The sequence below is a fragment of the Burkholderia sp. Bp9099 genome, assembly GCF_003857805.1.
Classification (GTDB): Bacteria; Pseudomonadota; Gammaproteobacteria; order Burkholderiales; family Burkholderiaceae; genus Burkholderia.
The window spans coordinates 79,085-103,828 of sequence record NZ_QTPU01000018.1; the positions used below are offsets into that span (position 1 = coordinate 79,085).

Annotated in this window: 23 protein-coding genes; 3 read left to right on the forward strand and 20 right to left on the reverse strand. The window is 67.4% G+C overall.

Features of this window, described 5'->3' with window-relative positions:
• Window positions 1-13: 13 nt before the first annotated feature.
• Both DIE17_RS21735 and DIE17_RS21740 read right to left on the reverse strand, forming a co-directional pair.
• On the reverse strand, window positions 14-2,206 hold the full coding sequence (locus DIE17_RS21735) for a hypothetical protein (protein WP_185735396.1): 2,193 nt from the start codon (window positions 2,204-2,206) through the stop codon (window positions 14-16).
• A gap of 104 nt (window positions 2,207-2,310) precedes the next feature.
• Window positions 2,311-2,514: a hypothetical protein gene (locus tag DIE17_RS21740; RefSeq protein ID WP_124486382.1), complete on the reverse strand. Its 204-nt coding sequence runs from the start codon at window positions 2,512-2,514 to the stop codon at window positions 2,311-2,313.
• A gap of 185 nt (window positions 2,515-2,699) precedes the next feature.
• On the opposite strand from DIE17_RS21740, the gene DIE17_RS21745 reads away from it, so the two are divergent.
• From DIE17_RS21745 to DIE17_RS21755, 3 genes are read left to right on the forward strand one after another with little or no spacing between them, the layout of a single operon-like run.
• Window positions 2,700-3,764 carry an acyltransferase family protein gene (locus DIE17_RS21745; RefSeq protein ID WP_124521352.1) on the forward strand — a complete coding sequence of 355 codons (1,065 nt, stop codon included), beginning with the start codon at window positions 2,700-2,702 and terminating at the stop codon, window positions 3,762-3,764.
• Window positions 3,765-3,799: 35 nt separating this feature from the next.
• The gene (gene gmd / locus DIE17_RS21750; protein ID WP_044843827.1) at window positions 3,800-4,846 is read left to right on the forward strand and encodes a GDP-mannose 4,6-dehydratase; all 1,047 of its coding nucleotides are present in this window, start codon (window positions 3,800-3,802) and stop codon (window positions 4,844-4,846) included.
• Window positions 4,833-5,786, forward strand: coding sequence for an NAD-dependent epimerase/dehydratase family protein (locus DIE17_RS21755; RefSeq protein WP_124921289.1), 954 nt, complete (start codon window positions 4,833-4,835; stop codon window positions 5,784-5,786). The genes gmd and DIE17_RS21755 overlap by 14 nt, the downstream gene beginning before the upstream one ends.
• 103 nt (window positions 5,787-5,889) lie before the next feature.
• On the opposite strand, the gene DIE17_RS21760 is transcribed toward DIE17_RS21755, so the two are convergent.
• From DIE17_RS21760 to leuC, 18 genes are all read right to left on the reverse strand, one after another.
• The gene (locus tag DIE17_RS21760; protein WP_124921290.1) at window positions 5,890-7,083 is read right to left on the reverse strand and encodes an O-succinylhomoserine sulfhydrylase; all 1,194 of its coding nucleotides are present in this window, start codon (window positions 7,081-7,083) and stop codon (window positions 5,890-5,892) included.
• Between the two features lie 259 nt (window positions 7,084-7,342).
• A complete protein-coding gene (purF, locus tag DIE17_RS21770) occupies window positions 7,343-8,875 on the reverse strand; it encodes an amidophosphoribosyltransferase (protein WP_044843824.1) in 1,533 nt (510 codons plus the stop codon).
• 51 nt (window positions 8,876-8,926) lie between these two features.
• A complete protein-coding gene (locus DIE17_RS21775) occupies window positions 8,927-9,421 on the reverse strand; it encodes a CvpA family protein (RefSeq protein ID WP_044843823.1) in 495 nt (164 codons plus the stop codon).
• Between the two features lie 6 nt (window positions 9,422-9,427).
• Window positions 9,428-10,276 carry an SPOR domain-containing protein gene (locus tag DIE17_RS21780; RefSeq protein WP_124921291.1) on the reverse strand — a complete coding sequence of 283 codons (849 nt, stop codon included), beginning with the start codon at window positions 10,274-10,276 and terminating at the stop codon, window positions 9,428-9,430.
• Between the two features lie 29 nt (window positions 10,277-10,305).
• Window positions 10,306-11,616 (reverse strand): bifunctional tetrahydrofolate synthase/dihydrofolate synthase, encoded by a 1,311-nt coding sequence (gene folC / locus DIE17_RS21785; protein WP_124921292.1) that lies wholly within the window; start codon window positions 11,614-11,616, stop codon window positions 10,306-10,308.
• 100 nt (window positions 11,617-11,716) lie between these two features.
• Window positions 11,717-12,589, reverse strand: coding sequence for an acetyl-CoA carboxylase, carboxyltransferase subunit beta (gene accD, locus DIE17_RS21790; RefSeq protein ID WP_044843820.1), 873 nt, complete (start codon window positions 12,587-12,589; stop codon window positions 11,717-11,719).
• Window positions 12,590-12,653: 64 nt separating this feature from the next.
• On the reverse strand, window positions 12,654-13,472 hold the full coding sequence (trpA, locus tag DIE17_RS21795; protein WP_044843819.1) for a tryptophan synthase subunit alpha: 819 nt from the start codon (window positions 13,470-13,472) through the stop codon (window positions 12,654-12,656).
• 41 nt (window positions 13,473-13,513) lie between these two features.
• A complete protein-coding gene (locus DIE17_RS21800) occupies window positions 13,514-14,362 on the reverse strand; it encodes a site-specific DNA-methyltransferase (protein ID WP_124921293.1) in 849 nt (282 codons plus the stop codon).
• A gap of 9 nt (window positions 14,363-14,371) precedes the next feature.
• Window positions 14,372-15,565 (reverse strand): tryptophan synthase subunit beta, encoded by a 1,194-nt coding sequence (gene trpB / locus DIE17_RS21805; RefSeq protein ID WP_044843817.1) that lies wholly within the window; start codon window positions 15,563-15,565, stop codon window positions 14,372-14,374.
• A gap of 55 nt (window positions 15,566-15,620) precedes the next feature.
• The gene (locus DIE17_RS21810; protein ID WP_124486494.1) at window positions 15,621-16,322 is read right to left on the reverse strand and encodes a phosphoribosylanthranilate isomerase; all 702 of its coding nucleotides are present in this window, start codon (window positions 16,320-16,322) and stop codon (window positions 15,621-15,623) included.
• Window positions 16,319-17,131 (reverse strand): tRNA pseudouridine(38-40) synthase TruA, encoded by an 813-nt coding sequence (truA, locus tag DIE17_RS21815; RefSeq protein WP_185500371.1) that lies wholly within the window; start codon window positions 17,129-17,131, stop codon window positions 16,319-16,321. Before truA ends, DIE17_RS21810 begins: the two co-directional genes overlap by 4 nt.
• Complete coding sequence (locus DIE17_RS21820) at window positions 17,131-19,215, reverse strand: FimV/HubP family polar landmark protein (protein ID WP_124921306.1); 2,085 nt, start codon at window positions 19,213-19,215, stop codon at window positions 17,131-17,133. The genes truA and DIE17_RS21820 overlap by 1 nt, the downstream gene beginning before the upstream one ends.
• A gap of 563 nt (window positions 19,216-19,778) precedes the next feature.
• Window positions 19,779-20,900, reverse strand: coding sequence for an aspartate-semialdehyde dehydrogenase (gene asd / locus DIE17_RS21825; RefSeq protein ID WP_057923940.1), 1,122 nt, complete (start codon window positions 20,898-20,900; stop codon window positions 19,779-19,781).
• Between the two features lie 84 nt (window positions 20,901-20,984).
• On the reverse strand, window positions 20,985-21,104 hold the full coding sequence (locus DIE17_RS21830) for a hypothetical protein (protein WP_006756675.1): 120 nt from the start codon (window positions 21,102-21,104) through the stop codon (window positions 20,985-20,987).
• A gap of 118 nt (window positions 21,105-21,222) precedes the next feature.
• A complete protein-coding gene (leuB, locus tag DIE17_RS21835) occupies window positions 21,223-22,290 on the reverse strand; it encodes a 3-isopropylmalate dehydrogenase (protein WP_124486391.1) in 1,068 nt (355 codons plus the stop codon).
• A 75-nt stretch (window positions 22,291-22,365) separates the two neighbouring features.
• Window positions 22,366-23,016 carry a 3-isopropylmalate dehydratase small subunit gene (leuD, locus tag DIE17_RS21840; protein WP_044843811.1) on the reverse strand — a complete coding sequence of 217 codons (651 nt, stop codon included), beginning with the start codon at window positions 23,014-23,016 and terminating at the stop codon, window positions 22,366-22,368.
• Between the two features lie 65 nt (window positions 23,017-23,081).
• The gene (locus DIE17_RS21845) at window positions 23,082-23,228 is read right to left on the reverse strand and encodes an entericidin A/B family lipoprotein (RefSeq protein ID WP_011658379.1); all 147 of its coding nucleotides are present in this window, start codon (window positions 23,226-23,228) and stop codon (window positions 23,082-23,084) included.
• A 3-nt stretch (window positions 23,229-23,231) separates the two neighbouring features.
• Window positions 23,232-24,641: a 3-isopropylmalate dehydratase large subunit gene (gene leuC, locus DIE17_RS21850; protein ID WP_044843810.1), complete on the reverse strand. Its 1,410-nt coding sequence runs from the start codon at window positions 24,639-24,641 to the stop codon at window positions 23,232-23,234.
• Window positions 24,642-24,744 lie beyond the last annotated feature (103 nt).

A 24,744-nucleotide genomic window follows, 5' to 3' on the forward strand; every position in this document is an offset into this window, starting at 1 on the left:
GGTGCGCCGCCCGTCACGGTTTCCAGCGATACATCAGCACCTTGCCGCGCGCGTCTTCCTCGACGAACACCAGGTATTCGCCGTTCTCGCGCCGGAACGCGCTGATGCCGAACGGCACGTCGACCCAGCCCGACGCCTTGCCGACCTCCGCGCCCGGGCTCATCACGCCGACCTCCTTGCCGGTTTCCTTGTCGTACACGTGGATCTTCCCGACCGGCTCCACCGTGAAGATGTAGCGGCCCTCGACCGTGATCCCGATCAGGTCGAGGATCGGCTTCGCGTCGAGCTGCCACGGCAGCGCGACCGTATAGCGCACCACCGGCGAGCCGCTCGACCACTTGTCGAAGCGCACCAGCACGCGGCCGACTTCCTTGTTGATGCCGGGCTGCGGCGGCGCGTCGGCCGTGTAGCCCGTCACGTACAGCGTGTCCGTCTGCGGCTCGTAGATCGCGCGGCGCAGCTGCGTGAACGGCTGCGGCATCGGATAGGTCGTGACCTTGTCGTACGAATAGATCGGGTTGCCGGCCTTGTCGACGCCGCCGTAGCCGAAGCGATGAATCCCGCGCACGTCGCTCGTGCGCCAGATGTCGCCCTTCGTGTCGACCCACCAGCCCCAGCCGCCCGCCTTCGCCTTGCCGGTCGTGTTGGTCGTGAACTCGTCCTCGTCGAGCCGGCCGTTGCCGTTCGCGTCGCGCCAGATCCAGTCGCCGCCCGGCGGCTTGTTCGGCACCTTGTCGACCGGCCGCGCACGGCCCGCGATCAGGCCCGACGGAATCGCGACCTCGCCGTCGCGCTTCGCGTCGAAGCGGTAGATCTTCAGGTGATCGGCGTACATGTCGGTCAGGTACAGGAACGTGCGGCCGTCGACGCGCCGCGCGAACGGCATGCCGGGGTACTGGTCCGTGTGGAACACGGGATCGTCCGGATACTTGAAGCGGTTCGACAGGAAGCCGGCGTATTTCCAGTCCTGGCCGGGCGGCTTCGACAGGTCGAGCTCGAAGCGCTTGTTGCCCGTGTACACGCTGTTCGGCCGTGCGGGATCGAGCCACGCGCCGTCGACGAACAGCAGCCCCTGCACCTGCCAGCGCAGCTTGCCGTCCGGCGTGTAGCTCTCGAGCACCGCGCCGAGCCCCGCACCGATCGTGTCGTGGCGCGGCCCGATGCCGTTCATCGACACGTACACGTTGCCCGCGCGATCGACGCCCACGCTCGTCAGCCCGTTGAAGCGTTGCGGCCCGGGGCGGCCCGGCACCGGGCCCGCGAAGATCCCGCCGCGCTCGCCGAGCGTGCCGGACGGCGCATAGCCGTTGCCGCCTTTCGAGAAAATCAGCACCTGCTGGCGCGGGCCGTTGTCCGCGACCAGCACGCGCCCTTTCGCGTCGACCGCCACGTCCACCGCATCGGTCCCCTCGGGCAGCGCGGGCGCGTCGTCGAGCTTGCGGCCGTCCGCGCGCACGTGCACGAGGTGCGCGGGCCCGTTGAGCGTATCGGTGAGCAGCCACAGCGTGCCGTCGCCGGCGAGCGCGATGCGGCCCGGCTCGTGCGCACTCCACGTGCCCTTCTTCTGCATCGTTTCGGCGTCGTACACGTCGACTTCGTCATGCGAAGGATTCGTCGCGAACAACGTCTTGTCGTCGGCCGCGAGGCCGCCCACTTCCGCCTTCAGCTCACCGACCTCCGACCGCGCGGGTGCCGCCACCTCGTTCATTACCATGAAGCTCGCGGCCATTCGCGCCCGGCCGGCATCGGCGCGCCCGCCGGGCGCGACCTGCGGCGCCGCGCGGAACGGCGCGGGCTGCTTCATGTCGCCGATCGTGCGCCGCGAAATGCCGTACCACTGCTTGCCCTTGTCCGGCCAGATGCCGGGCGACTGCAGATGGCCGCGCTCGTTGCCGACGCCGATCGCGACGTACGCATACTTGCCGTTCACCGCGACCGCGTTGCCGCCGAGGTTGCCCCAGCCATGCGTGCCGCCGGCGAAGCCGAGCATCTTCCCGTCCTGGTAGACGCTCGCCTCGGCGCCGCTCTCGTCCCACGGCGCGTTCGTATACACCTTGCCGTCGGGCGTCACCGCGATCGCGCGAATGTCGATCTGCGTCCAGCTGCCGTCGCCGTAGCCGAACGTGTTGCCGATCCACGACGTGGTCGCGGGCAACACGGTTTCAGCCGGTGCGGCGCTCGCGGACAGCGCCGCGCATACCGTCATGCCAACCAGAATCAGACGTCGCAATGCGCTCTCCAGACTCGATGCAAAAGCGACCGGCGCCCGCGGCGTGCTGCGTGCCTGGATGACCTGTCGCTAAATGGGTTTCAAACGTCGCGATGCAGGTTACAAGCAAAAATAATCACAAGAAATTTGGAAATATTTGGGGATGTTTCCGCCTGAAATATTGAACCGGAATCGTCCGGAATAACCCCGGCGAAGCGGAAATAACGACCGCCTTTCACGCGACGATCCGTAGAAAATTCCGCTCCGGCCCGCCCGACGGCCTCCCTGGCCTGCAAATCTTTCATCTCGTGATTGAAACGACCGGCATTTGAATGTTTTCAGCCGAATAAATGACATGCGTTTTTTTGCCGATTTCTTTTCCCTAGAATCGATTTCGAATCAATATTCCCTTTAAACGCATGCATTACGTTCGCGCATCGAATGCGCGGCGCGCGTCGGCATCGGCCGCGCGTCGCGAAGGAGCGGCGCGATGACGGGCATCTCGCGCACCGCCGACCTCGCCCCGCCGCAACACGGCCGCATCGTGCAGCTCGACGGGCTGCGCGCGATCGCCGTCGGCGCCGTGTTCCTGCAACACGCGCTGAAGGCGCCGCTGTGGATGGGCGTCGACCTGTTCTTCGTGCTGAGCGGCCTGCTGATCACCGGCATCCTGCTCGAGCGCAAGGCGCGCGGACAGTCGTACTTCAGCCACTTCTACGCGCGCCGAGTGCGCCGGATCCTGCCGCCGTACGTGTTGCTGCTGGTCGTGTCGACGCTGCTGTTCGGCGCGAGCTGGCTGCCGCACTGGCCGTGGTTCGCGTTCTTCTCGACCAACATCGGGCTGTCGCTCGGCAGCATCGGCCACGACAGCCTGAACGTGCTGTGGTCGCTCGCCGTCGAGGAGCAGTTCTACATCTTCTGGCCGTTCGTCGTGCTGTGGTGTTCGGAGCGCGCGCTGCTGTGGATCGCCGCCGCGCTGATCGTCGCGGCGCCCGTGCTGCGCGCGATCGCGACGCCGTGGTTCGATTCGTTCTGGCCGATCTACTACCTGACGCCGTTCCGGATGGACCTGCTCGCCGCGGGCGCGCTGCTCGCGATCGTGCTGCGCCGCGACCGGCGCGCGCTGGAGCCGTTCTATCCGCTCGCGATCGTCGGCGCGCTCGTGTCGCTCGCGATCCTCGGCTGGCTGCACCTGTCGTTCCCGCGTTTCCGCGCCGCGAACACGCCGCTGTCGAACGCCGCGCTCTACAGCATCTCGCTGCTGCTGTGCACGTCGATCGTCGTGATCGCGCTGCGCGGACGCGGCGTCGTGCAGCGCGTGCTGACGAACCCGCTGCTCGTGTACGTCGGCACCGTCAGCTACACCGTCTACCTGATTCACCTGAGCGTGCTGTACGCGCTGTGGCCGCTGCACCTGAACCGCTTCGTCACGGCCGCGCTCGCGCTGGCCATCACGCTCGTATACGCCACCGTGAGCTGGTACGGCTTCGAGCGGCGCCTGACCCGCGGCCCCGCGCGCAGCACGGTACCCGCCGCCGCGCGCACGACCGCCTGACTTTCTCAATCCATCGTTTCGACCAGGACATTGCCATGAGCCAAACTCGCAAGAAGGCCATCATCACGGGGATCACCGGGCAGGACGGCGCCTACCTGACCAAGCTGCTGCTCGACAAGGGCTACGAAGTCACGGGCACCTACCGCCGCACCAGCTCGGTCAACTTCTGGCGCATCGCCGAGCTCGGCGTCGACACGCACCCGAACCTGTCGCTCGTCGAGCACGACCTGACGGATGCCGGCTCCAGCCTGCGGCTGCTCGAACGCACGCAGCCCGACGAGCTGTACAACCTGGCCGCGCAGAGCTTCGTCGGCGTGTCGTTCGACCAGCCGGCGACGACCGCCGAGGTCACGGGCGTCGGCCCGCTGAACCTGCTCGAGGCGATCCGCGTGGTGAGCCCGAAGACGCGCTTCTACCAGGCGTCGACGTCCGAGATGTTCGGCAAGGTGCAGGCGATCCCGCAGACGGAAACCACCGCGTTCTACCCGCGCAGCCCGTACGGCGTCGCGAAGCTGTACGCGCACTGGATGACCGTGAACTACCGCGAGTCCTACGGCCTGTTCGGCTGCAGCGGCATCCTGTTCAACCACGAATCGCCGCTGCGCGGCCGCGAGTTCGTCACGCGCAAGATCACCGACACCGTCGCGAAGATCAAGCTCGGCAAGGCGACCCGGCTCGAGCTCGGCAATCTCGACGCGAAGCGCGACTGGGGCTTCGCGCTCGAATACGTCGAAGGGATGTGGCGGATGCTGCAGGCCGACGAGCCCGACACCTACGTGCTCGCGACCAACCGCACCGAGACCGTGCGCGACTTCGTGCAGATGGCGTTCGCGGCCGCCGGCTATCAGATCGAATGGACCGGCAAGGGTGAGCAGGAACGCGGCCTCGACGCGTCGAACGGCGACGTGCTCGTCGAAGTGAATCCGAAGTTCTACCGCCCTGCCGAAGTCGACCTGCTGATCGGCTCCGCCGACAAAGCGAAAGCCAAGCTGGGCTGGGCGCCGGAGACGACGCTCGAACAGCTCTGCCAGATGATGGTCGAAGCGGACCTGACGCGGAACCGGCACCATGACACGTACTGAGGCCAGGCGCCCGTCGCGCCGGGCGTTCGTCACGGGCCTGGCGGGCTTCACCGGCCGCTACATGGCGCAGCGGCTCGCTGCGGCCGGCTACGACGTGTGGGGCACCGTGGCGCCCGGCGCGGCGCGGCCCGACGATCCGGCGCTCGCCCACTGCACGCTGCTGCCGGTCGACCTGCTCGATGCGGACGCGACCCGTGCAGCGCTCGCCGATGCGCGGCCCGATGCGGTCGTGCACCTCGCCGCGCGCGCGCACGTCGCGCAGGACGAGCCGTCGCAGACCTACGCGGTCAACATCGTCGGCACGCGCAACCTGCTGGCCGCGCTCGCGGGCCTCGACCGCCGCCCGTCGGCGGTGCTGCTCGCCAGCAGCGCGAACATCTACGGCAATTCGACGGCCGGCGTGCTCGACGAAAGCGTCGCGCCCGCGCCCGCGAACGACTACGCGGTCAGCAAGCTCGCGATGGAATACGCGGCGAAGCTGTGGGCCGACCGCCTGCCGATCGTGATCGCGCGGCCGTTCAATTACACGGGCGTCGGCCAGGACGACGCGTATCTGCTGCCGAAGCTGGTATCGCACTATGCGCGCAACGCGCCGCGCATCTCGCTCGGCAATCTCGACGTGAGCCGCGATTTCTCCGACGTGCGCGACGTGACGGCCGCCTATCTGAAGCTGCTCGAAGCCGCGCCGGCCGGCGAGACGTTCAACATCTGCTCGGAGCGCGCGTATTCGCTGAAGGAAGTGCTGGCGATGCTGTCGCGAATCGCCGGTTACGTGATCGACGTGACGATCGATCCGCGCTTCGTTCGGCATCACGAAGTAAAGAGCCTGAGCGGGTCGCGCGACAAGCTGCGGCGCGCGGTGGGCGAGTTGCCCGTGACGCCGCTCGACGAAACCTTGCGCTGGATGATGGACGCGATGCGCGACGCGCGGGCCGGCTGATTCCGGCAACGCAACACGCGTTCGTCGCCGACTGAAAAGAAAACGGGCCGCCCTGTCTGAGCGGCCCGTCGTCATGCCGGCCCTGAAACCGGCGTCGCCGCGCTCAGCCCTCGAGGCCGCGCGCGAGATCGTTGCGCAGGTCACCCGCGTTTTCCAGGCCGACCGCGAGGCGGATCAGCCCTTCGGTGATCCCCGCGGCCGCACGCGCTTCCGGCGTGATGCGCGCGTGCGTCGTCGTCGCCGGATGCGTGATCGTCGTGCGCGTGTCGCCGAGGTTGCCGGTGATCGAGACCAGCTTCGTGCTGTCGATCACGCGCCACGCGTTCGCGCGCTGCTGCTCCGGCGTGTCGCCCTTCAGCTCGAACGATACGATCGCGCCGCCCGCCTTCTGCTGGCGCTTCGCCAGCTCATACTGCGGATGCGATTCGAGCCCCGGATAGAACACGCGCTTGACCGCAGGATGCGAATCGAGCCAGCGCGCGATTTCCAGCGCGTTCGCCGACTGCTTCTCGACGCGCAGCGACAGCGTCTCCATCCCCTTCAGCAGCACCCACGCGTTGAACGCCGACAGCGTCGGGCCCGCGCTGCGCACGAACGGGAACACCTTGCCCATGATGAATTCCTTCGAGCCGACCAGCGCGCCGCCGAGCACGCGGCCCTGGCCGTCGAGGAACTTCGTCGCCGAGTGCATCACGACGTCCGCGCCGAGCTTCAGCGGCTGCTGCAGCACCGGGCTGCAGAAACAGTTGTCGACGACGAACAGCGCGTTCGCGGCCTTCGCGATCTTGCCGATCGCCTCGATGTCGGCGAGTTCGGTCAGCGGGTTCGACGGCGTTTCGAGGAAGAACATCTTCGTCTCGGGCCGCACCGCTTCCTGCCAGGCGTTCAGGTCGGTCGGATCGACGAAGGTCGTCGTGATGCCGAACTTGCTGAAGATCTGCGAGAACATCCCGAGCGTCGAGCCGAACAGGCTGCGCGAGCTGACGAGGTGATCGCCCGCCTGCAGCGCGGACATCACGACCGACATGATCGCGGCCATGCCCGACGCCGTCGCGATGCAGGCCTCGCCGCCTTCGAGCGCGGCGAGACGATCCTGGAACATGGTGACGGTCGGGTTCGTGAAGCGCGAATAGGTGAAATAGTCTTCCGAATTCGCGAAGCGCTCGGCTGCCTCGGCCGCGCTCGTGAAGCAGAAGCTCGACGTGAGGAACAGCGCTTCCGAGTGCTCGTTGAAGTCGCTGCTGCGCAGCGTGCCCGCGCGCACGGCGAGCGTGTCGAAGTTGAGGGAGTCGTCCATGTTCCGTTATCCGTATTCGAGGGTCGCGCCGACGGTCGTGCGTCCGGCGCGCACCCAGCCACAAAAATCAGGCCAAAACAAAAAGCCCGCTATGCGTCGGCATCAGCGGGCTTCGGTGCGGTACGACAGCGATCGACTCGGGCCGGCTGCCGCCGGCCTTCGCTTTAGCTGTTTTGGGAAGTCGCCCCGCGTCCGCAAGCTGAATCAAATCGACGCAAGGCCACATCCTATCACGCTTCATCCGAAGCGTGCGCCGGCATCACTCGACCGACAGTTGCAGGTTCATCTGCGAACGCGCGGTGTCGCCTGCCGTGTCGCGATCGGCCTGCGACGCCGGTGCGAGACGGGCGCGCTCGATCGCGTCGAGGTACTCGGGCGTCACGGCGCCGGTGATGTAGTTGCCGTCGAAGCACGACGCCTCGAAGCCCTCGAGCTTCGGGTTGATGTCGCGCACCGCGCGGCGCAGGTCGTCGACGTCCTGATAGATCAGGTGGTCGGCGCCGATGATCTTCGCGACTTCCTCGTCGGTGCGGCCGTGCGCAACCAGCTCGCCGCGCGTCGGCATGTCGATGCCGTACACGTTCGGGAACTTCACGGGCGGCGCCGCCGACGCGAAGATCACCGACTTCGCGCCCGCATCGCGCGCCATCTGCACGATTTCGTGCGAGGTCGTGCCGCGCACGATCGAGTCGTCGACGATCAGCACGTGCTTGTCCTTGAACTCGATGCTCATCGCATTGAGCTTCTGGCGCACCGACTTCTTGCGCACGGCCTGGCCCGGCATGATGAAGGTACGGCCGACGTAGCGGTTCTTGAAGAAGCCTTCGCGATACTCGACGCCGAGCTTCGCGGCGACCTGCATCGCAGCCGGACGCGACGAATCGGGAATCGGCATCACGACGTCGATCGGCACGTTCGGCAGCTCGCGCTTGATCTTCTCGGCGAGGTAGTCGCCCATGCGCAGGCGCACGTTGTAGACGGGCACGCCGTCGAGGCACGAATCCGGACGTGCAAGATACACGTATTCGAACATGCACGGATTCAGCGTCGGGTTCTCCGCGCACTGCTGGCTGTGGAAGTTGCCGGCCTTGTCGATGAAGATCGCTTCGCCCGGCTGCACGTCGCGCACGAATTCGAAGCCAATGCCTTCGACCGCCACCGACTCCGACGCGACCATCCATTCGGTGCCGTGTTCGGTCTCGAGCTTGCCGATGCAGAGCGGGCGGATGCCGAACGGATCGCGGAACGCGACCAGGCCGTAGCCGGCGATCAGCGACACGATCGCGTACGAGCCCTGCAGGCGGCGATGCACGCCCTCGACAGCCTTGAACAGCGCGGCCGGATCGAGCTCGAGGCCGGTCGTCGACAGCTGCAGCTCGTGCGCGAACACGTTGAGCAGCACTTCGCTGTCGGAATTGGTGTTGATGTGCCGGCGGTCGATCCGGAACATCTCGTCCTTCAGCTGTTCCCAGTTCGTCAGGTTGCCGTTGTGCGCGAGGATGATCCCGAACGGCGCGTTCACGTAGAACGGCTGCGCCTCGGCTTCGCTCGACGCCGAACCGGCCGTCGGATAGCGGACCTGGCCGATGCCGAAGGTGCCGGGCAGGCTGCGCATGTTGCGCGTGCGGAACACGTCGCGCACCATGCCGTTAGCCTTGTACATGTGGAAATTGCTGCCGTCCGCCGTCGCGATGCCCGCTGCGTCCTGACCGCGATGCTGCAGCAGCAGCAGGCTGTCATAGATCAGCTGATTGACGGGGGCTTGGGAGATAACACCTACGATGCCGCACATGGCATGTCCTTCAAGATGACAAAATCGGTTCCGTCCTGCCCGGCCGCGTCGTCACACGCGTACATACTGGGCCATGCCGTCGGGCAGGAGCTGCTTCAGCTCGTGCACGCCCTGTTCGGCGAAAGGACGCAATAGCGCATTGCGCCAGAAATCCTGTTTGGGCAATTCGGTCAGCCCGGCCGCCGCGACCAGCAGCACCACCAGCACGCAGCCGCGGACGAGCCCGAACATCATGCCCAGCGAGCGATCGACCCCGCCGAGGCCCGTCGCCTGCGCGATCCGCGACAACAGCGCGTTCGCGACACCCGCGACGAACACGACGCCGATCACGATCAGCGCGAACGCGATCACCCACTGCGTCAGCGCGCCGCCCGGCCAGTTCGCCGGGATATACGGCACCACCAGTCCGACATAGCGGGCGGCGATCGCGATCGCCGCGATCCAGCCGATCAGCCCGAAAATCTCGGAGACGAAACCGCGCCACGCGCCACGCAGCGCAGACAACGCGATCACCGCCAATACAGCGTAGTCGAAAGCCGTCAGCATCGCACGTTACTGCGTGAGTCCGGCTTCGCGCACCTTCGCGATCGCGGCGGACGCCGCCGCGCGATCCGCAAACGGGCCGGCACGCAGCTGGCTAGCCGTGCTGCCGTCCGCCTGCTTGCGATGCTCGACATATGCGGGCACGCCCGCCGATTTCAACTTGGTGGCCCACGAACGGGCCGTTGCGTCGTCCTTGAACGAGCCGAGCTGCACCGCGAAGCGCGCACCGGCCGGCGATGCCGGCGACGACGCATCGCCGCTGTCGGCCGCGGCGTCGGCGTTCGCGACCGCCGCGGGCGCCGGCTTCGGCGCGGCCGGCTTCGCCGCGGGTGCGGGCGCGGCCGCGGCCGGCTTCGCAGCGGGCTTCGGCGGCGTCACGCTCGCCGTGGTCGTCGAGGGTTCGGGCTTCGCGGCCGGCTTGGCCGTGTCCTTCTCCGCGGGGGCCGGAACGGCCGCCACCGCGGCGTCGGAGGCCGGCGGCTCGTCGTGCGCGACGCCCGCCTGCACGTCGGACGCGTCGTCGTCACGCGGCGCGACCGCCTGATGTGCGGGCCGGTTCGGAATGTCGATCGCGATGTCGTCCGTCACCGGCTTCGGGTGCGAATCGAGCACCATCGGCAGCACGATCACCGCGGCGACGACGAGCGCGATCGCGCCGACGAGGCGCCGGCGGGCGCGTTGCTTTTCAGGAAGGGTCGGATCGAGGAGCAGCGCGTCCGATTCCGGACGCTCGGTGCGGCGCGTGCGCCGCTCGACGCGTTCAGTGCGCTCCGTGCGCACGTTCCGGGAGGCCCCGGTACGACCGCTGCGCCGCGGGGGCGCGTCGTCGTCTTTCTTGCCGAACGAGAAAATTCCCATGAATGGCTGAGTCCGAAACTGCCCTTCAGTCAGTGTTGCCGCGATTTCCGGTAGGCCATCACACCCGCCACCGTATGGAAACTGCCGAAAACCACGATTCTATCATTCTCGGATGCTCTTTTTAGTGCATCGCGAAACGCTTCGGCGGGCGACGCGTACCGCGTCACGCTCGAATCGGCCCCGTCCTCCACGCCGGCCTTGCGCAGCGCGGCTTCGAGCTGCTCCGCGCTCGCCGCGCGCGGCAGCGGCAGGTCGGTCACGCACCAGTGGTCGATCTCGCCCTTCAGGTGCCGCAGCACGCCGTCGATGTCCTTGTCGTGCATCGCGCCGAACACCGCGTACGTGTACGGGAAGAAGCCCATGTTGCCGAGATTCTGCTCGAGCACGGCCGCCGCATGCGGGTTGTGCGCGACGTCCAGCACGATCGCCGGCTTGCCCGGCAGCACCTGGAAGCGCCCCGGCAGCTCGACGTTGGCGAGCCCGAGCCGGATGTCCTGCGCGGACACCGGCAGCACCGGGCGCAGCGCCTCGAGCGCGGCCAGCGCGGCCGATGCATTGATCAGCTGGTTCGCACCGCGCAGCGCCGGGTAAGCGAGCGCCGGATAGCGCTTCTCGCGGCCGAGGTAGCTCCATTGCTGGCGCTCCGCGCCCGGCTGCGCTTCGTAGCGAAAATCGCGGCCGACCAGCCACAGGTCGGCGCCGATCGCTTCGGCATGCTCGACCAGCGTGTTCGGCACCGCGGGATCGCCGCAGATCGCCGGCTTGCCCGCACGGAAGATCCCCGCCTTCTCGAACGCGATCTTCTCGCGCGTGTCGCCGAGGTATTCGGTATGGTCGATGTCGATGCTCGTGACGATCGCGCAATCGGTATCGATGATGTTGACCGCATCGAGCCGGCCACCGAGGCCGACTTCGAGGATCACCGCATCGAGCCCGCGCGACGCGAACAGGTGCAGGATCGCGAGCGTCGTGAATTCGAAGTACGTGAGCGACACCGGCTCCGGCAGCGACGTGCGCGCCGCTTCGACGGCTTCGAAGTGCGGCAGCAGCTCGGCGTCGCTGACCTGCTGGCCGTTCACGCGCGCTCGCTCGCCGAACTCGAGCAGGTGCGGCGACGTGTGGCAGCCGACCTTGTAGCCCGCGTGAACGAGGATCGCCTCGAGGAACGCGCAGGTCGAACCCTTGCCGTTCGTGCCGCCGACCGTGATCACGGGGCACGTGAATTCGAGCTGCAGCGCCGCCTTGACCTGCCCGATGCGGGTGAGGCCCATGTCGATGCCGACCGGGTGCGCGCGTTCGAGATGCGAAAGCCACGCGTCGAGAGTGGGAAAAGTGCTCATCGGATCAAATCTGAATCGGTACCGCCACTACGCCAAAAAACGAAACGCGCCGCCCGGCGGTTCAGCCGGGCGACGCGCGCAGTTCACAACGCCGCGCCAATCAGGCCAGCGCGTCGGCCGGCTGTCGCTGCAGCAGCGCGAGCAGTTGCGCGATCTCGTCGCGCATCTTGCGGCGGTCGACGATCATGTCGATCGCGCCCGTCTTCAGCAGGAATTCCGCGCGCTGGAAGCCTTCCGGCAGCTTTTCGCGAACCGTCTGCTCGATCACGCGCGGGCCGGCGAAGCCGATCAGCGCCTTCGGCTCGGCGATCACGACGTCGCCGAGGAACGCGAAGCTCGCCGACACGCCGCCCATCGTCGGGTCGGTCAGCACCGAAATGAACGGCAGCTTGGCTTCGGCCAGCTTGGTCAGCATCGCGGTGGTCTTGGCCATCTGCATCAGCGACAGCAGGCTTTCCTGCATCCGGGCGCCACCCGAAGCGGTAAAGCAGATGAACGGCACCTGCTGCTCCAGCGCGTTCTGCGCGCCGCGCGCGAAGCGCTCGCCGACGACCGAGCCCATCGAGCCGCCCATGAACGAGAACTCGAAGCAGGCCGCGACGACGGGCAGCGTGTGGATCGCACCGCCCATCACGACCATCGCGTCGGTCTCGCCCGTCTCGTCCATCGCTTCCTTCAGACGATCGGGGTACTTGCGGCTGTCCTTGAACTTCAGCGAGTCGACCGGCACGATTTCCTGGCCGATTTCATAGCGGCCTTCCGGATCCAGCAGCCCGTCGAGGCGCTCGCGCGCGCCGATGCGCATGTGGTGATCGCACTTCGGGCACACGTGCAGGTTCGCGTCCACGTCGTTGCGGTACAGCACGGCCTCGCAGGACGGGCACTTGACCCACAGGCCTTCCGGAATGCCCTTGCGGCTTTTCGGGTCGGTCTGCTTGATCTTCGGCGGCAACAGTTTGTCGAGCCAGCTCATCGTATGGTTTCCTGTTCCGTGGCGGGGCGGGCCGACCGGCCCGTTCCCGCTTCCTGTGTTGTGTTTATCGCGCCGTGTTGCCGGCGCCGTCCAGGGCGGCGCGCAGCTCGGCGATGAAAGTCTTCAGCGCGGCGGCGGCGCCCTCCGGCGCGGCGCTCTCGAGCAGCTGCACCAGGCGGCTGCCGATCACGACGGCGTCCGACACTTCGGCCACCGCGCGCGCCGTTTCGGCGTCGCGGATGCCGAAGCCGACGCCCACCGGAACCGGCACGCGCGACTTGATGGCCGGGATTTTACCCGCAATGCTCGAAACATCCAGATTTCCGGCGCCGGTCACGCCCTTGAGCGACACGTAGTACACGTAGCCGCTCGCGATCTTGCCCACGTCTGCGATGCGTTCGTCGGTCGACGTCGGCGCGAGCAGGAAGATCGGATCGATCTGCGCGGCACGCATTTTCTCGGCGAACACGCCCGCTTCCTCGGGCGGATAGTCGACGACGAGCACGCCGTCGACGCCGGCTGCCTGCGCTTCGGCCGCGAACGCGTCGACGCCCATCCGCTCGATCGGGTTCGCATAGCCCATCAGCACGACGGGGGTTTTCTGGTCGGTCTCGCGGAAGCGCTTCACGTCGGCGAGCACGCTCTTGAGCGTGACGCCGCGCGCGAGCGCGCGTTCCGACGAGCGCTGGATCACGGGGCCGTCGGCCATCGGGTCCGAGAACGGCACGCCGAGCTCGATCACGTCGGCGCCGCCTTCGGCGAGCGCGTGCATGAATTCGACGGTCTTCGCGGGATCGGGGTCGCCGGCCGTGATGAACGGGATCAGGCCCTTGCGGCCTTGTTCGGCGAGTGCGGCGAAGGTCTGCTGGATACGGGAGGACATGGCAATTTTCCTTGATGCGATCGGCGACTCGGCGGCGCGACTCACGCACACGCCGGCGCGACGAGCGCGCTCACGCGCTCGTGCGCGATCGCGCAATAACTTTCATTGATCTCGTAGCCGACGAAGTCGCGCCCCTGCCGTGCGCAGGCCACCGCGGTCGTGCCGCTGCCCATGAACGGATCGAGCACGCGGCCGCCCGGCGGGCAGCTTGCGAGCACCATCCGCTCGATGATTTCCAGCGGCTTCTGGGTCGGATGATCGACGCGCTCCGCGTGCTGCCGATGCAGGCGCGAGACCGACCAGACGTCCTTCGGGTTGTAGCCCATCTCCAGCCACTTGCTGCCTTCGAACAACTTGCGCGAGCGGGCCTTCTTCGTGTCGGCGTCGTACGGGATGCGGACCGGATCGAGATCGAAGTAATACGCTTTGGAAACCGCGAAAAAGCCGATGTTGTCGTGCACCGACGTGAAACGGCGCGTCGTGCCGCCCATGCTCGGCACGCGCCGGTCCCAGATGATCTCGTTGACCATCGTGAGCTTCGTCTTCAGGAAGCTGAAGATTTCCGGCGCGTACTGCCACGTGCAGAAGATGTACATCGACCCGCTCGGCTTGAGCTTCGGAATCGCGAGCTCGAGCCACTCGCGCGTCCACGCGAGGAAATCGTCGCCCGAACGCTTGTCCGAGTCGTTGCCGTAGTCCTTGCCGAGCCCGTACGGCGGATCGGCGACGATCAGGTCGATCGACGCATCCGGCAGGCGCGCGGCTTCGGTCATGAAATCGCGGTTGTGCAGCTCGATCCCGGACGGTGCGCGCGGCACGGCGACGGCAGGCTGCACCGCCTCCGCTGCGCTCGCGGCGCCGCCGCCCGGTTGTTCGATCAGGTCACGCATCGGTCGGGGTCAGAGCGCGATGCCCGATCGCTCGGCGACCGTGTGCATGTCCTTGTCGCCGCGGCCCGACAGGTTGACGAGCAGGATCTTGTCCTTCGGCAACGTCGGCGCGAGCTTCACGCCGTACGCGATCGCGTGGCTCGACTCGAGCGCGGGGATGATCCCCTCGATCCGGCAGCAGTCGTGGAACGCCTTCAGCGCCTCGTCGTCGGTGATCGGCACGTACTGCGCGCGACCGCTGTCCTTCAGCCATGCGTGCTCGGGGCCGACGCCCGGATAGTCGAGGCCGGCCGACACCGAATGCGTCTCGATGATCTGGCCGTTGTCGTCCTGCAGCAGGTACGTGCGGTTGCCGTGCAGCACGCCGGGGCTGCCGGCGATCAGCGACGCCGCGTGACGGCCGGTGTCGAGGCCGTCGCCGGCCGCTTCGACGCCAATCAGCTGCACGGAAGCATCGTCGATGTACGGATAGAAGATGCCCATCGCGTTCGAGCCGCCGCCGACGCACGCAATCACCGCGTCCGGCTGCCGGCCGGCGAGTTCCGGCATCTGCACCTTGCACTCGTCGCCGATCACGCGCTGGAAGTCACGCACCATCGCCGGATACGGGTGCGGGCCCGCCACCGTGCCGATGATGTAGAACGTGCTTTCGATGTTCGTGACCCAATCGCGCATCGCTTCGTTCAGCGCGTCCTTCAGCGTGCGCGAACCCGATTCGACCGGCACGACCGTCGCGCCGAGCAGCTTCATCCGGTAGACGTTCGCGGCCTGGCGGCGCACGTCCTCGGCGCCCATGTAGACGATGCACTCCATGCCGAAGCGCGCGCAGATCGTCGCCGTCGCGACGCCGTGCTGGCCGGCGCCGGTCTCGGCGATCACGCGCTTCTTGCCCATCCGCTTCGCGAGCAGCGCCTGGCCGATCACGTTGTTGATCTTGTGCGCGCCGGTGTGGTTCAGGTCCTCGCGCTTCAGGTAGATCTGCGCGCCGCCGAGCGTCTCGCTCCAGCGCTGCGCGTGATAGATCGGCGACGGACGGCCGACGAAGTACTTCAGTTCGCGCTCGTACTCGGCGACGAAATCGGGGTCGTTCCGGAATTTTTCATACGCCGTGCGCAGTTCGTCCAGCGCGTGAATCAGCGTTTCGGCGACGAACACGCCGCCATACGGGCCGAAGTGGCCGCGATCATCAGGAAGGTTGTACATGGTGTCACTCTCGATCGGTCGGTGCGCCCCGCTGTCGGGGCCGCACCTTCTTGCATCACCCGGCGTCCGCTTCGCGCACCGCGCGTACGAACGCCGCCATCCGGGCGTGATCCTTCACGCCCTTCGCGCCCTCCACTTCGATGCCACTCGAGACATCGACAGCAAACGGACGCAACTGGCGAATCGCATCACCGACGTTTTGCGCGCTCAAGCCACCACTCAAAACGGCCCGATGCGCGAGCTCTGCGGGAATAAGAGACCAATCGAAGACCTTGCCGCTACCACCGTAGTCCGGCACCAGGGTGTCGAACAGGAGGCCGCGCGCTTTCGAATAATGAAGAGCCGATTCTACCAAATCGGCCGGCTGCGTCGAGGGGCCGACGCGCACCGCGCGCAACCACGGCAGGCGCGCCGCGCGGCCGAGGGCGTCGCACTGCTCGGGCGTCTCGTCGCCGTGCAATTGCAGCATCGTGAGCGGCACGTCGCGCACGACCGCCTCGATCTCCGCTTCGGTCGCGTTCACGAACAGCCCGACCACCGACACGAACGGCGGCGCGAGGCTCGCGAGTTCGGCCGCCTGCGCGATCGACACCGCGCGCGGGCTCTTCGGATAGAACACGAGGCCGATCGCGTCGGCACCGAGCGCGGCGGCATGCAGCACGTCCTCGGGACGCGACAGGCCGCACAGCTTGATGCGCGTGCGCGGCGCGAGGCCGGCCGCGGCAGAGGTCGAAGAAGACACGGCGTGATCCGTCATGGTTGTGGATCCAGATCGGCCCAGACGCTGCTCCACGGCACGCTGCCGAGCTGCGCGGGCGGGACGGCGAATTCCGCCGGGTAGCCGACATGGGCGAGGTACAGCCCGTCGGCCATGAACGTGGGCGCCGCGAGATTGCGATCGCGCCCGGCCAGCACGTCGGCGAGCCAGTCGGCCGGATAGCGGCCGCGCCCCACCGCGACGAGGCAGCCCATCAGGTTGCGCACCATGTGGTGCAGGAACGCGTTCGCGCGGAAGCGGAAATGAATGAAGTGGCCCGCGCGCCGCACGTCGATCTGGTACAGGTGTTTGACCGGCGTCTTCGACTGGCATTCCGACGACCGGAACGACGAGAAGTCGTGCTCGCCGATCAGATGCGCGGCGGCGGCGCGCATCGCGTCGTCGTCGAGCGGCGTGTGGATCCAGCCCGCGCGGCCGGCCAGCATCGGCGAGCGCACGGGATGCACGTACAGCGCGTAGTAGTACGTGCGTTCGAACGCCGAGAAACGCGCGTGGAACGCGTCCGGCATCGGCTTCGCCCACTGCACGGACACGGTCGGCGGCAGAAATGCGTTGGTGCCGCGCACCCACGAGAAATCCGCGCGATCGAGCTCCGTATCGAAATGCACGACCTGTCCGAGCCCGTGCACGCCCGTGTCGGTCCGCCCCGCGACCGTCGTGTGCAGCGGCACGCATGCGAACGCGCCGAGTGCGCGCTCGAGCGCATCCTGCACGGTCTTGCCGTGCGGCTGCGCTTGCCAGCCGCAGAACGCGGCGCCGTCGTACTGAATCCCGAGCGCGATCCGCATCACGCCTCTTCCGCGAGTTTCGCGAGCAGCGCACGCGCATCGTCGCGCGTGGCGGCGTCGTTCGCGTCGACCACTTCCTGCAGCAGCGTGCGCGCGCCGGACAGATCGCCCAGTTGCACGTACTCCGACGCGAGATCCAGCTTGTTGCGGGCGATGCGGGCGAGTTCTTCCGGCGTCAGCGCGGGCAGCACGGCACCCGGCGCGGACGGCAGGTCGAGATCGAAATCCAGCTTCAGCGCGCCGAACTGCGCGACGCCGAGCGGCGGCAGCGACGACGGCGCGGCGGCACCGCCCGTGTGAGGCGCTGGCGTTGCCGCGTCCGGATCCCAGTCGAACTCGTCGTCGTGGTCGGCCGGATGTTCCGGGGACGGATCGGCCGCGCCAACTGGCGGGTGCGCGGCGGATTGCCCGTTAGTTGCGATTTGCCCGCCTTCGGCTTGCCCTTCCCGTGCGGACGGCTCATCGGCCGTACGCGGCGGCAGCGGCATGTCGAGGCTGTTGAGCGCGCTGATCGCGTTCTGCATCAGCGCTGCGTGCTGGGCGTCGTTCGTCGCAGGTGCGGCGGGCGTGACGAGCGGCTCGTCCGCGGCCGGTTCCGCGACAGGCTTCTCGTCGTGCGGGGCCGGCGTTGCGTTGCTGTCGGGTGCGACGAGCGCGGACGATGCTTCCGCCTGAACGTCGTGCGGCTTCGCCGTTTCCGACGGCGACGGGATTTCGGGTTCGTGCGTCTCGAACGTCTCCGCCGCTGCGGCGGCGGCCGTGACCAGACTCAGATCGGCGGCCGCGTCGCGGGCCAACGGCGTCTCGGGGAGAATCGGCGGCACTGGCTCGGTGGATGCGACCGGCGACGACGATGCACCGCCGTCGGCAACAGCCGTCCCGCCGGATGCCGGTGCGGTTTCGTCGGTCGGCCGCGCTTTCCGGCGCTTGCGCCACGCAAAACCGGCCGCCAGCACGACCACGGCGGCGCCGGCCGCTGCGGCCGGACGCCAGTCGATCTGTTCCGAACCGCGTGCAGGCGCGGCGGTCGCCGCCGGCACGGCCGGCTGCACGGGCGCCGATGCCGGCTGCACCGCACTCGCGGCCACGCCGGACGACGCTTCGCTCGCAGCCGACGACGACGCGGCAGCTGACGCCGCCGCATCATTCGCATCATTCGTGCCGTTCGTGCCGTTCGCAGCGGGACGCGGCGCAGCGGGCGCCGGTGCAACGTTGTTCGTGGCGGCCGGCTTCCCGATCCCGTGCTTCTGCAGTTCCATCAGCACGCGGTTCTTCAGCGCGAGCAATTGCTGCAGGCTCGACGGCCGCGGCTGCGACGCACCCGCGACGGGTGCTGCCGCGGACGGTTCGTGCATCCCTTGAGCCGCACCGCCCGGTCCGGCCTGCGTCACGGCCTCGCTGGCGGACGACGGTGCGGACTGGATCGCGCCGTTCCACACGTGCGGCCCGCTTGCGCCGGCCGCGGCCGCTGGCGACTGGACGGATTCGACCGTCGACGCGCCGTGCGCGGCGGACGCGCCGCTCGAAGCCGACGCGCCTGCCGCTGCCCCGGCTGCGACCGTGACGCTCGCCCCGCTGACCGGCGCCGTATGCGCGGCCGATACGGCCGGCGCGGCTTGCACGGCCGACCCAGGATGCGGCGCCGACGCGCCATGCTGCGCGACCGCCGCCGTGCCCGACGCGGCAACCGGCGCGGACGCAGCCGACGCCCCCGACGCAGCAGCCGGCACGAGCGCCGCGCCGGTCGCATCGAGCGCCGGCACCGTCAGCGTCGCGCCGACTTTCAGGCGGCTCGGGTCGTGCTTCATGAACGCCTGCGGATTCGCGTCGAACAGCGCGCGGCCGGCGCGCGCGAGCACGCCCGGATCGTGCGATTGCGTCGCGGCTTTCGCGAGGTCGTTCAACGATTGGCCCGGCTGGACCGTCACGTTGAGCGGCGCGGCACCGCCGGCGGCGGACGCCGGCAGCTCGCCGGAACCGGCCGCCCAGGCCGGAGCGGCCGCGCCGAGCGCCAGGATCGCCAGCGCGCCACGCACGGCGCGCGACAGACGGGACTGACGCGGAAACAAGGAAATTCGGGACATCGTAGGCTCTATCGCCGCGCGCGGGCGCGGCTCGGATTCGCGTAGGAAAGCGTCAATAAAGTCGCCGCAGAAATGCAAAAGCGTCGCGCAGAACGCGACGCTTTGGGCGGCTCTGCGCGTCGTAACCGCATAGTTTACTTCACACGATCGCGTTCCGGCCGAATTCGTCGCCTGCGGATGCGGCCGTCCGCGCCTGCGCCGCGACCTTACGGCCGACCGCGTCGGGCCGTCGGTGCGCGAATCGCGCGAAGGCATCGCCGATCCGGGCACAGAATCGCACGCGCCGGTTTTGTCAAAAGAGGATCATCAATCGATGAAAAACCGGACGACGGCATCGGGTTCCGGAACGAATTCGGCCCCTCCTTGTACTTCGCGTCGCATCGATTCCTCGTGCCAAAGGATGGCGATGCAGGAAAAGCCCCGGCCGCGCGAGCGGTTCGGGACTTCCGCGCAATGGGCGGTCCGCACAAGACCTGACGCCGGACAAAAAAAACGCCTGCCGCCCCGCGAAGGGCTGGCAGGCGTTTCGCGTCACGCGCGCACTGCGCGCGGCGCGGCCCGACTTACTTGTCGAGCAGGATGCGCAGCATGCGGCGCAGCGGCTCGGCCGCGCCCCACAGCAGCTGGTCGCCGACCGTGAACGCCGACAGGTATTCGCCACCCATCGCGAGCTTGCGCAGGCGACCGACCGGCACCGTCAGCGTGCCGGTGATCTTCGCCGGCGACAGGTCGCGCATCGACGCTTCGCGCTCGTTCGGCACGACCTTCACCCAGTCGTTCGCCGACGCGAGGATGCCGTTGATTTCGTCGAGCGGGACGTCCTTCTTCAGCTTGATCGTCAGCGCCTGCGAGTGGCAGCGCATCGCGCCGATCCGCACGCACAGGCCGTCGACCGGGATCGAGCCCGGCTCGCCCATGGCCGGCTTGCCGAGGATCTTGTTGGTTTCCGCGCCGCCCTTCCACTCTTCCTTCGACATCCCGTTGCCGAGATCCTTGTCGATCCACGGGATCAGCGAGCCGGCGAGCGGCACGCCGAAGTGGCTCGTCGGCATCGCGTCGCTGTTCATCGTCGCGAGCACGCGGCGGTCGATGTCGAGAATCGCGGAAGCCGGATCGGCGAGTTGCTCCTGCACCGAACCGTGCAGCGTGCCCATCTGCGACAGCAGTTCACGCATGTTCTGCGCGCCCGCGCCCGATGCGGCCTGGTAGGTCATCGCCGTCATCCAGTCGACGAGGTTCTCGCGGAACAGGCCGCCGAGCGCCATCAGCATCAGGCTGACCGTACAGTTGCCGCCGACGAAGTTCTTCGTGCCCTTGACGAGCGCGTCCTTGATCACGTCGAGGTTGACCGGATCAAGGATGATGACCGCGTCGTCGTTCATCCGCAGCGACGAGGCCGCATCGATCCAGTAGCCGTTCCAGCCGGCCGCGCGCAGCTTCGGGAACACGTCGTTCGTGTAGTCGCCGCCCTGGCACGTGATGATCACGTCGCACTTCTTCAGCTCGTCGACGTTGGTCGCGTCCTTGAGCGTAGTCTCGTTTTTCGCGAACGACGGCGCCTTGCCGCCCGTGTTGCTGGTGCTGAAAAACACCGGTTCGATCAGGTCGAAATCACCTTCTTCCTGCATGCGCTGCATCAGCACGCTGCCGACCATGCCGCGCCAACCTACGAGACCTACGTTCATGACTAACCCTTTGCTTGAATGGAGCTTCCCCGCCATTTCCGTCCCCGCGTGACCGCGCGGGGAAACAGGCGGGCACGACGGCGATCAGCGTTTAATGATCGTTTTCGTGGTAATGGTTTTCGTGATGACGATGGCGCGCGCACCCGCACGGGCAGTGTTGCCGTGGAGTTTCAGGACCGGGGAGATCAGGGAAATCAGCGCCATCGTTCGAGTCTACACAAAGCCGGTTGCCCGCACAACGGCCAACCGCGCGCGAACCGGCCGATTTCGCGGCCCGTTCGCGCCCTTTTCTATCTTGACTGCCTGTTGCCTTGCCGCGCGCTTACAGCGCGGCGACCACCGCGTCGCCCATCGCCGCCGTGCCGACCTGCTGGCAGCCCGGCGTCGCGATGTCGCCGGTGCGGTAGCCTTGTTCGAGCACCGTTTTCACGGCGCGCTCGATGCGATCGGCCTGCTCCGCGCGATTCAGCGAATAGCGCAGCAGCATCGCGGCCGACAGGATCGTCGCCAGCGGATTCGCGATGCCCTTGCCCGCGATGTCCGGCGCCGAACCGTGCGACGGCTCGTACAGACCCTTGTTGTTCTTGTCGAGCGACGCCGACGGCAGCATGCCGATCGAGCCCGTCAGCATCGACGCTTCATCCGACAGGATGTCGCCGAACATGTTGCCGGTCACGATCACGTCGAACTGCTTCGGCGCCTTCGCGAGCTGCATCGCCGCGTTGTCGACGTACATGTGCGACAGCTCGACGTCCGCGTATTCCTTCGACACGTCGATCATGACGTCGCGCCAGAACTGCGACGTCTCCAGCACGTTCGACTTGTCGACCGACAGCAGCTTCTTCGCGCGCTTTTGCGCGGCCTGGAACGCGACGTGTGCGATGCGGCGCACCTCCGGTTCCGAGTAGCGCATCGTGTCGAAGCCTTCGCGCGCGCCGGCGAACGGGCCGTCCGGTGCCGCGCGCACGCCGCGCGGCTGGCCGAAGTAGATGTCGCCGTTCAGTTCGCGCACGATCAGGATGTCGAGGCCCGCGACCAGTTCCGGCTTCAGCGGCGACGCATCGACGAGCTGCGGATAGCAGATCGCCGGACGGAAGTTCGCGAACAGCTCGAGATGCTTGCGCAGCCCGAGGATCGCCTGCTCGGGGCGCAGCGCGCGCTCGAGCGAGTCGTACTTCCAGTCGCCGACCGAGCCGAACAGGATCGCGTCGGCTTCCTTCGCGAGTTTCAGCGTCGCGTCCGGCAACGGATGACCGCTCGCCTCGTAGCCCGCGCCTCCAACCGGCGCCTGCTCGAGCTCGAACTTCTCGTCGAGGGCGTTCAGCACCTTGACCGCTTCGTTGACGATTTCCGGACCGATGCCGTCGCCGGGCAGCACTGCAATCTTCATGCGTTATTCCTGACTGGATAGGTATGGGTGGCAGGTCGGCGAGCGCGCGTCATGCGCGCCCGCCCGGAGGCAATCTCAGCCGACCAGCTTGTTGTTGAGCCACGGCTGCTTCGCGAGCCGCTCGGCTTCGAACTGGCGGATCTTGTCCGCGTGACGCAGCGTCAGGCCGATGTCGTCGAAACCGTTCAGCAGGCAGTACTTGCGGAACGCGGTGATGTCGAACGCATACTCGCGGCCGTCGCCCGTGCGCACGACCTGCGCATCGAGGTCGATCGTCAGCTGATAGCCGTTGAACGCATACGTGTCGTTGAACAGGTGATCGACCTGCTGCTCGGTCAGCACGATCGGCAACAGCCCGTTCTTGTAGCAGTTGTTGAAGAAGATGTCGGCGAAGCTCGGCGCGATGATCGCGCGGAAGCCGTACTGCTGCAGCGCCCACGGCGCGTGCTCGCGCGAGCTGCCGCAGCCGAAGTTCTTGCGTGCCAGCAGCACCGATGCGCCCTGGTAGCGCGGCTGATTCAGCACGAAGTCCGGGTTCAGCGGGCGCTTCGAGTTGTCCTGGCCCGGCTCGCCGTGGTCGAGGTAACGCCATTCGTCGAACGCGTTCGGACCGAAGCCCGTGCGCTTGATCGACTTCAGGAACTGCTTCGGGATGATCGCGTCGGTGTCGACGTTCTCGCGATCGAGCGGCGCCACGACGCCGGTATGTACAGTGAATTTTTCCATGATCCGTCTATCCGGTTGGAGGGCCGGCATTCAGCCGGCGCACATCGACAAATTCTCGGTGGGCGTCAGTCCGCGGCGCGCTGCAGCGCATTGCCGGCGGCGTTGACGTCCTGGCCGAAGCCTCGGACGGTATTGCAACCCGCGAGGCCGAAGCCCAGCCCCGCGAGCGCCAGCGCGGCCACCAGCCGCGCGATGAGCTTCGATGCCGTCACGCGTTACCCCAGCTGGCGAATGTCGACGAAATGGCCTTCGATCGCCGCCGCCGCCGCCATCGCGGGGCTCACGAGGTGCGTGCGACCGCCCGCGCCTTGCCGGCCTTCGAAGTTGCGGTTCGACGTCGACGCGCAGCGCTCGCCCGGCTCGAGCCGGTCGGCGTTCATCGCGAGGCACATCGAGCAGCCTGGCTCGCGCCATTCGAAGCCCGCGTCGGTGAACACCTTGTCGAGGCCTTCGCGCTCGGCCTGCGCCTTCACGAGGCCCGAGCCCGGCACGACCATCGCGAGCCGCACGTTCGACGCAATGCGGCGGTTCAGCTTCTTCACGACGTAGGCGGCCGCGCGGATATCTTCGATGCGCGCGTTCGTGCACGAACCGATGAAGATCTTGTCGACCTTGATCGACTCGATCGGCGTGTTCGGCTCGAGCGCCATGTAGGCCAGCGCGCGCTCCATCGCGTCGCGCTTGACCGGATCCTTCTCGCGCTCGGGGTCCGGCACGCGACCGTCGATCGACGTGACCATTTCCGGCGACGTGCCCCACGTGACCTGCGGGACGATCTCGGCCGCGTTCAGCTCGACGACGCGGTCGAACTGCGCGCCTTCGTCGGACTTGAATTCGCGCCAGTACTCGACGGCCTGGTTCCATTCCGCGCCGGTCGGCACGAACGGACGACCCTTCAGGTAGTCGATCGTCGTGTCGTCGACGGCGACCATGCCCGCGCGCGCGCCGGCTTCGATCGCCATGTTGCAGACGGTCATCCGGCCTTCCATCGTCAGCGCGCGGATCGTCGAGCCGCCGAATTCGATCGCGTAGCCCGTGCCGCCGGCCGTGCCGATCTTGCCGATGATCGCGAGCACGATGTCCTTTGCGGTACAGCCGCGCGGCAGCGTGCCCTCGACCTTCACGAGCATGTTCTTGCTCTTTTTCTGCAGCAAGGTTTGCGTCGCGAGCACGTGCTCGACTTCCGACGTGCCGATGCCGTGCGCGAGCGCGCCGAACGCGCCGTGCGTCGACGTGTGCGAGTCGCCGCAGACGATCGTCATGCCCGGCAGCGTCGCGCCCTGCTCCGGCCCGATGATGTGCACGATGCCCTGACGCACGTCGTTCATCTTGAACTGCGTGATGCCGAACGCATCGCAGTTCGCGTCGAGCGTGTCGACCTGCAGCTTCGAGACCGGATCGGCGATGCCGTGGCTGCGATCGGTGGTCGGGACGTTGTGGTCCGACACGGCCAGGTTCGCGCTGATGCGCCACACCGGGCGGTGCGCGACGTTCAGCCCTTCGAACGCCTGCGGGCTCGTGACTTCGTGCAGCAGCTGACGGTCGATGTAGAGCAATGCCGTGCCGTCGTCCTCGGTGTGGACGACGTGGGTATTCCACAGTTTGTCGTAGAGAGTCTGTGCCATGGGTATGCGGGGTCGTTGTGACTACAAGCCTTGCGGATGCGGTCGATTATGCCACGCAGAACGCGCCGCGGCGCGGGCGCGGCGCGAAAAAACCCATTAAAAA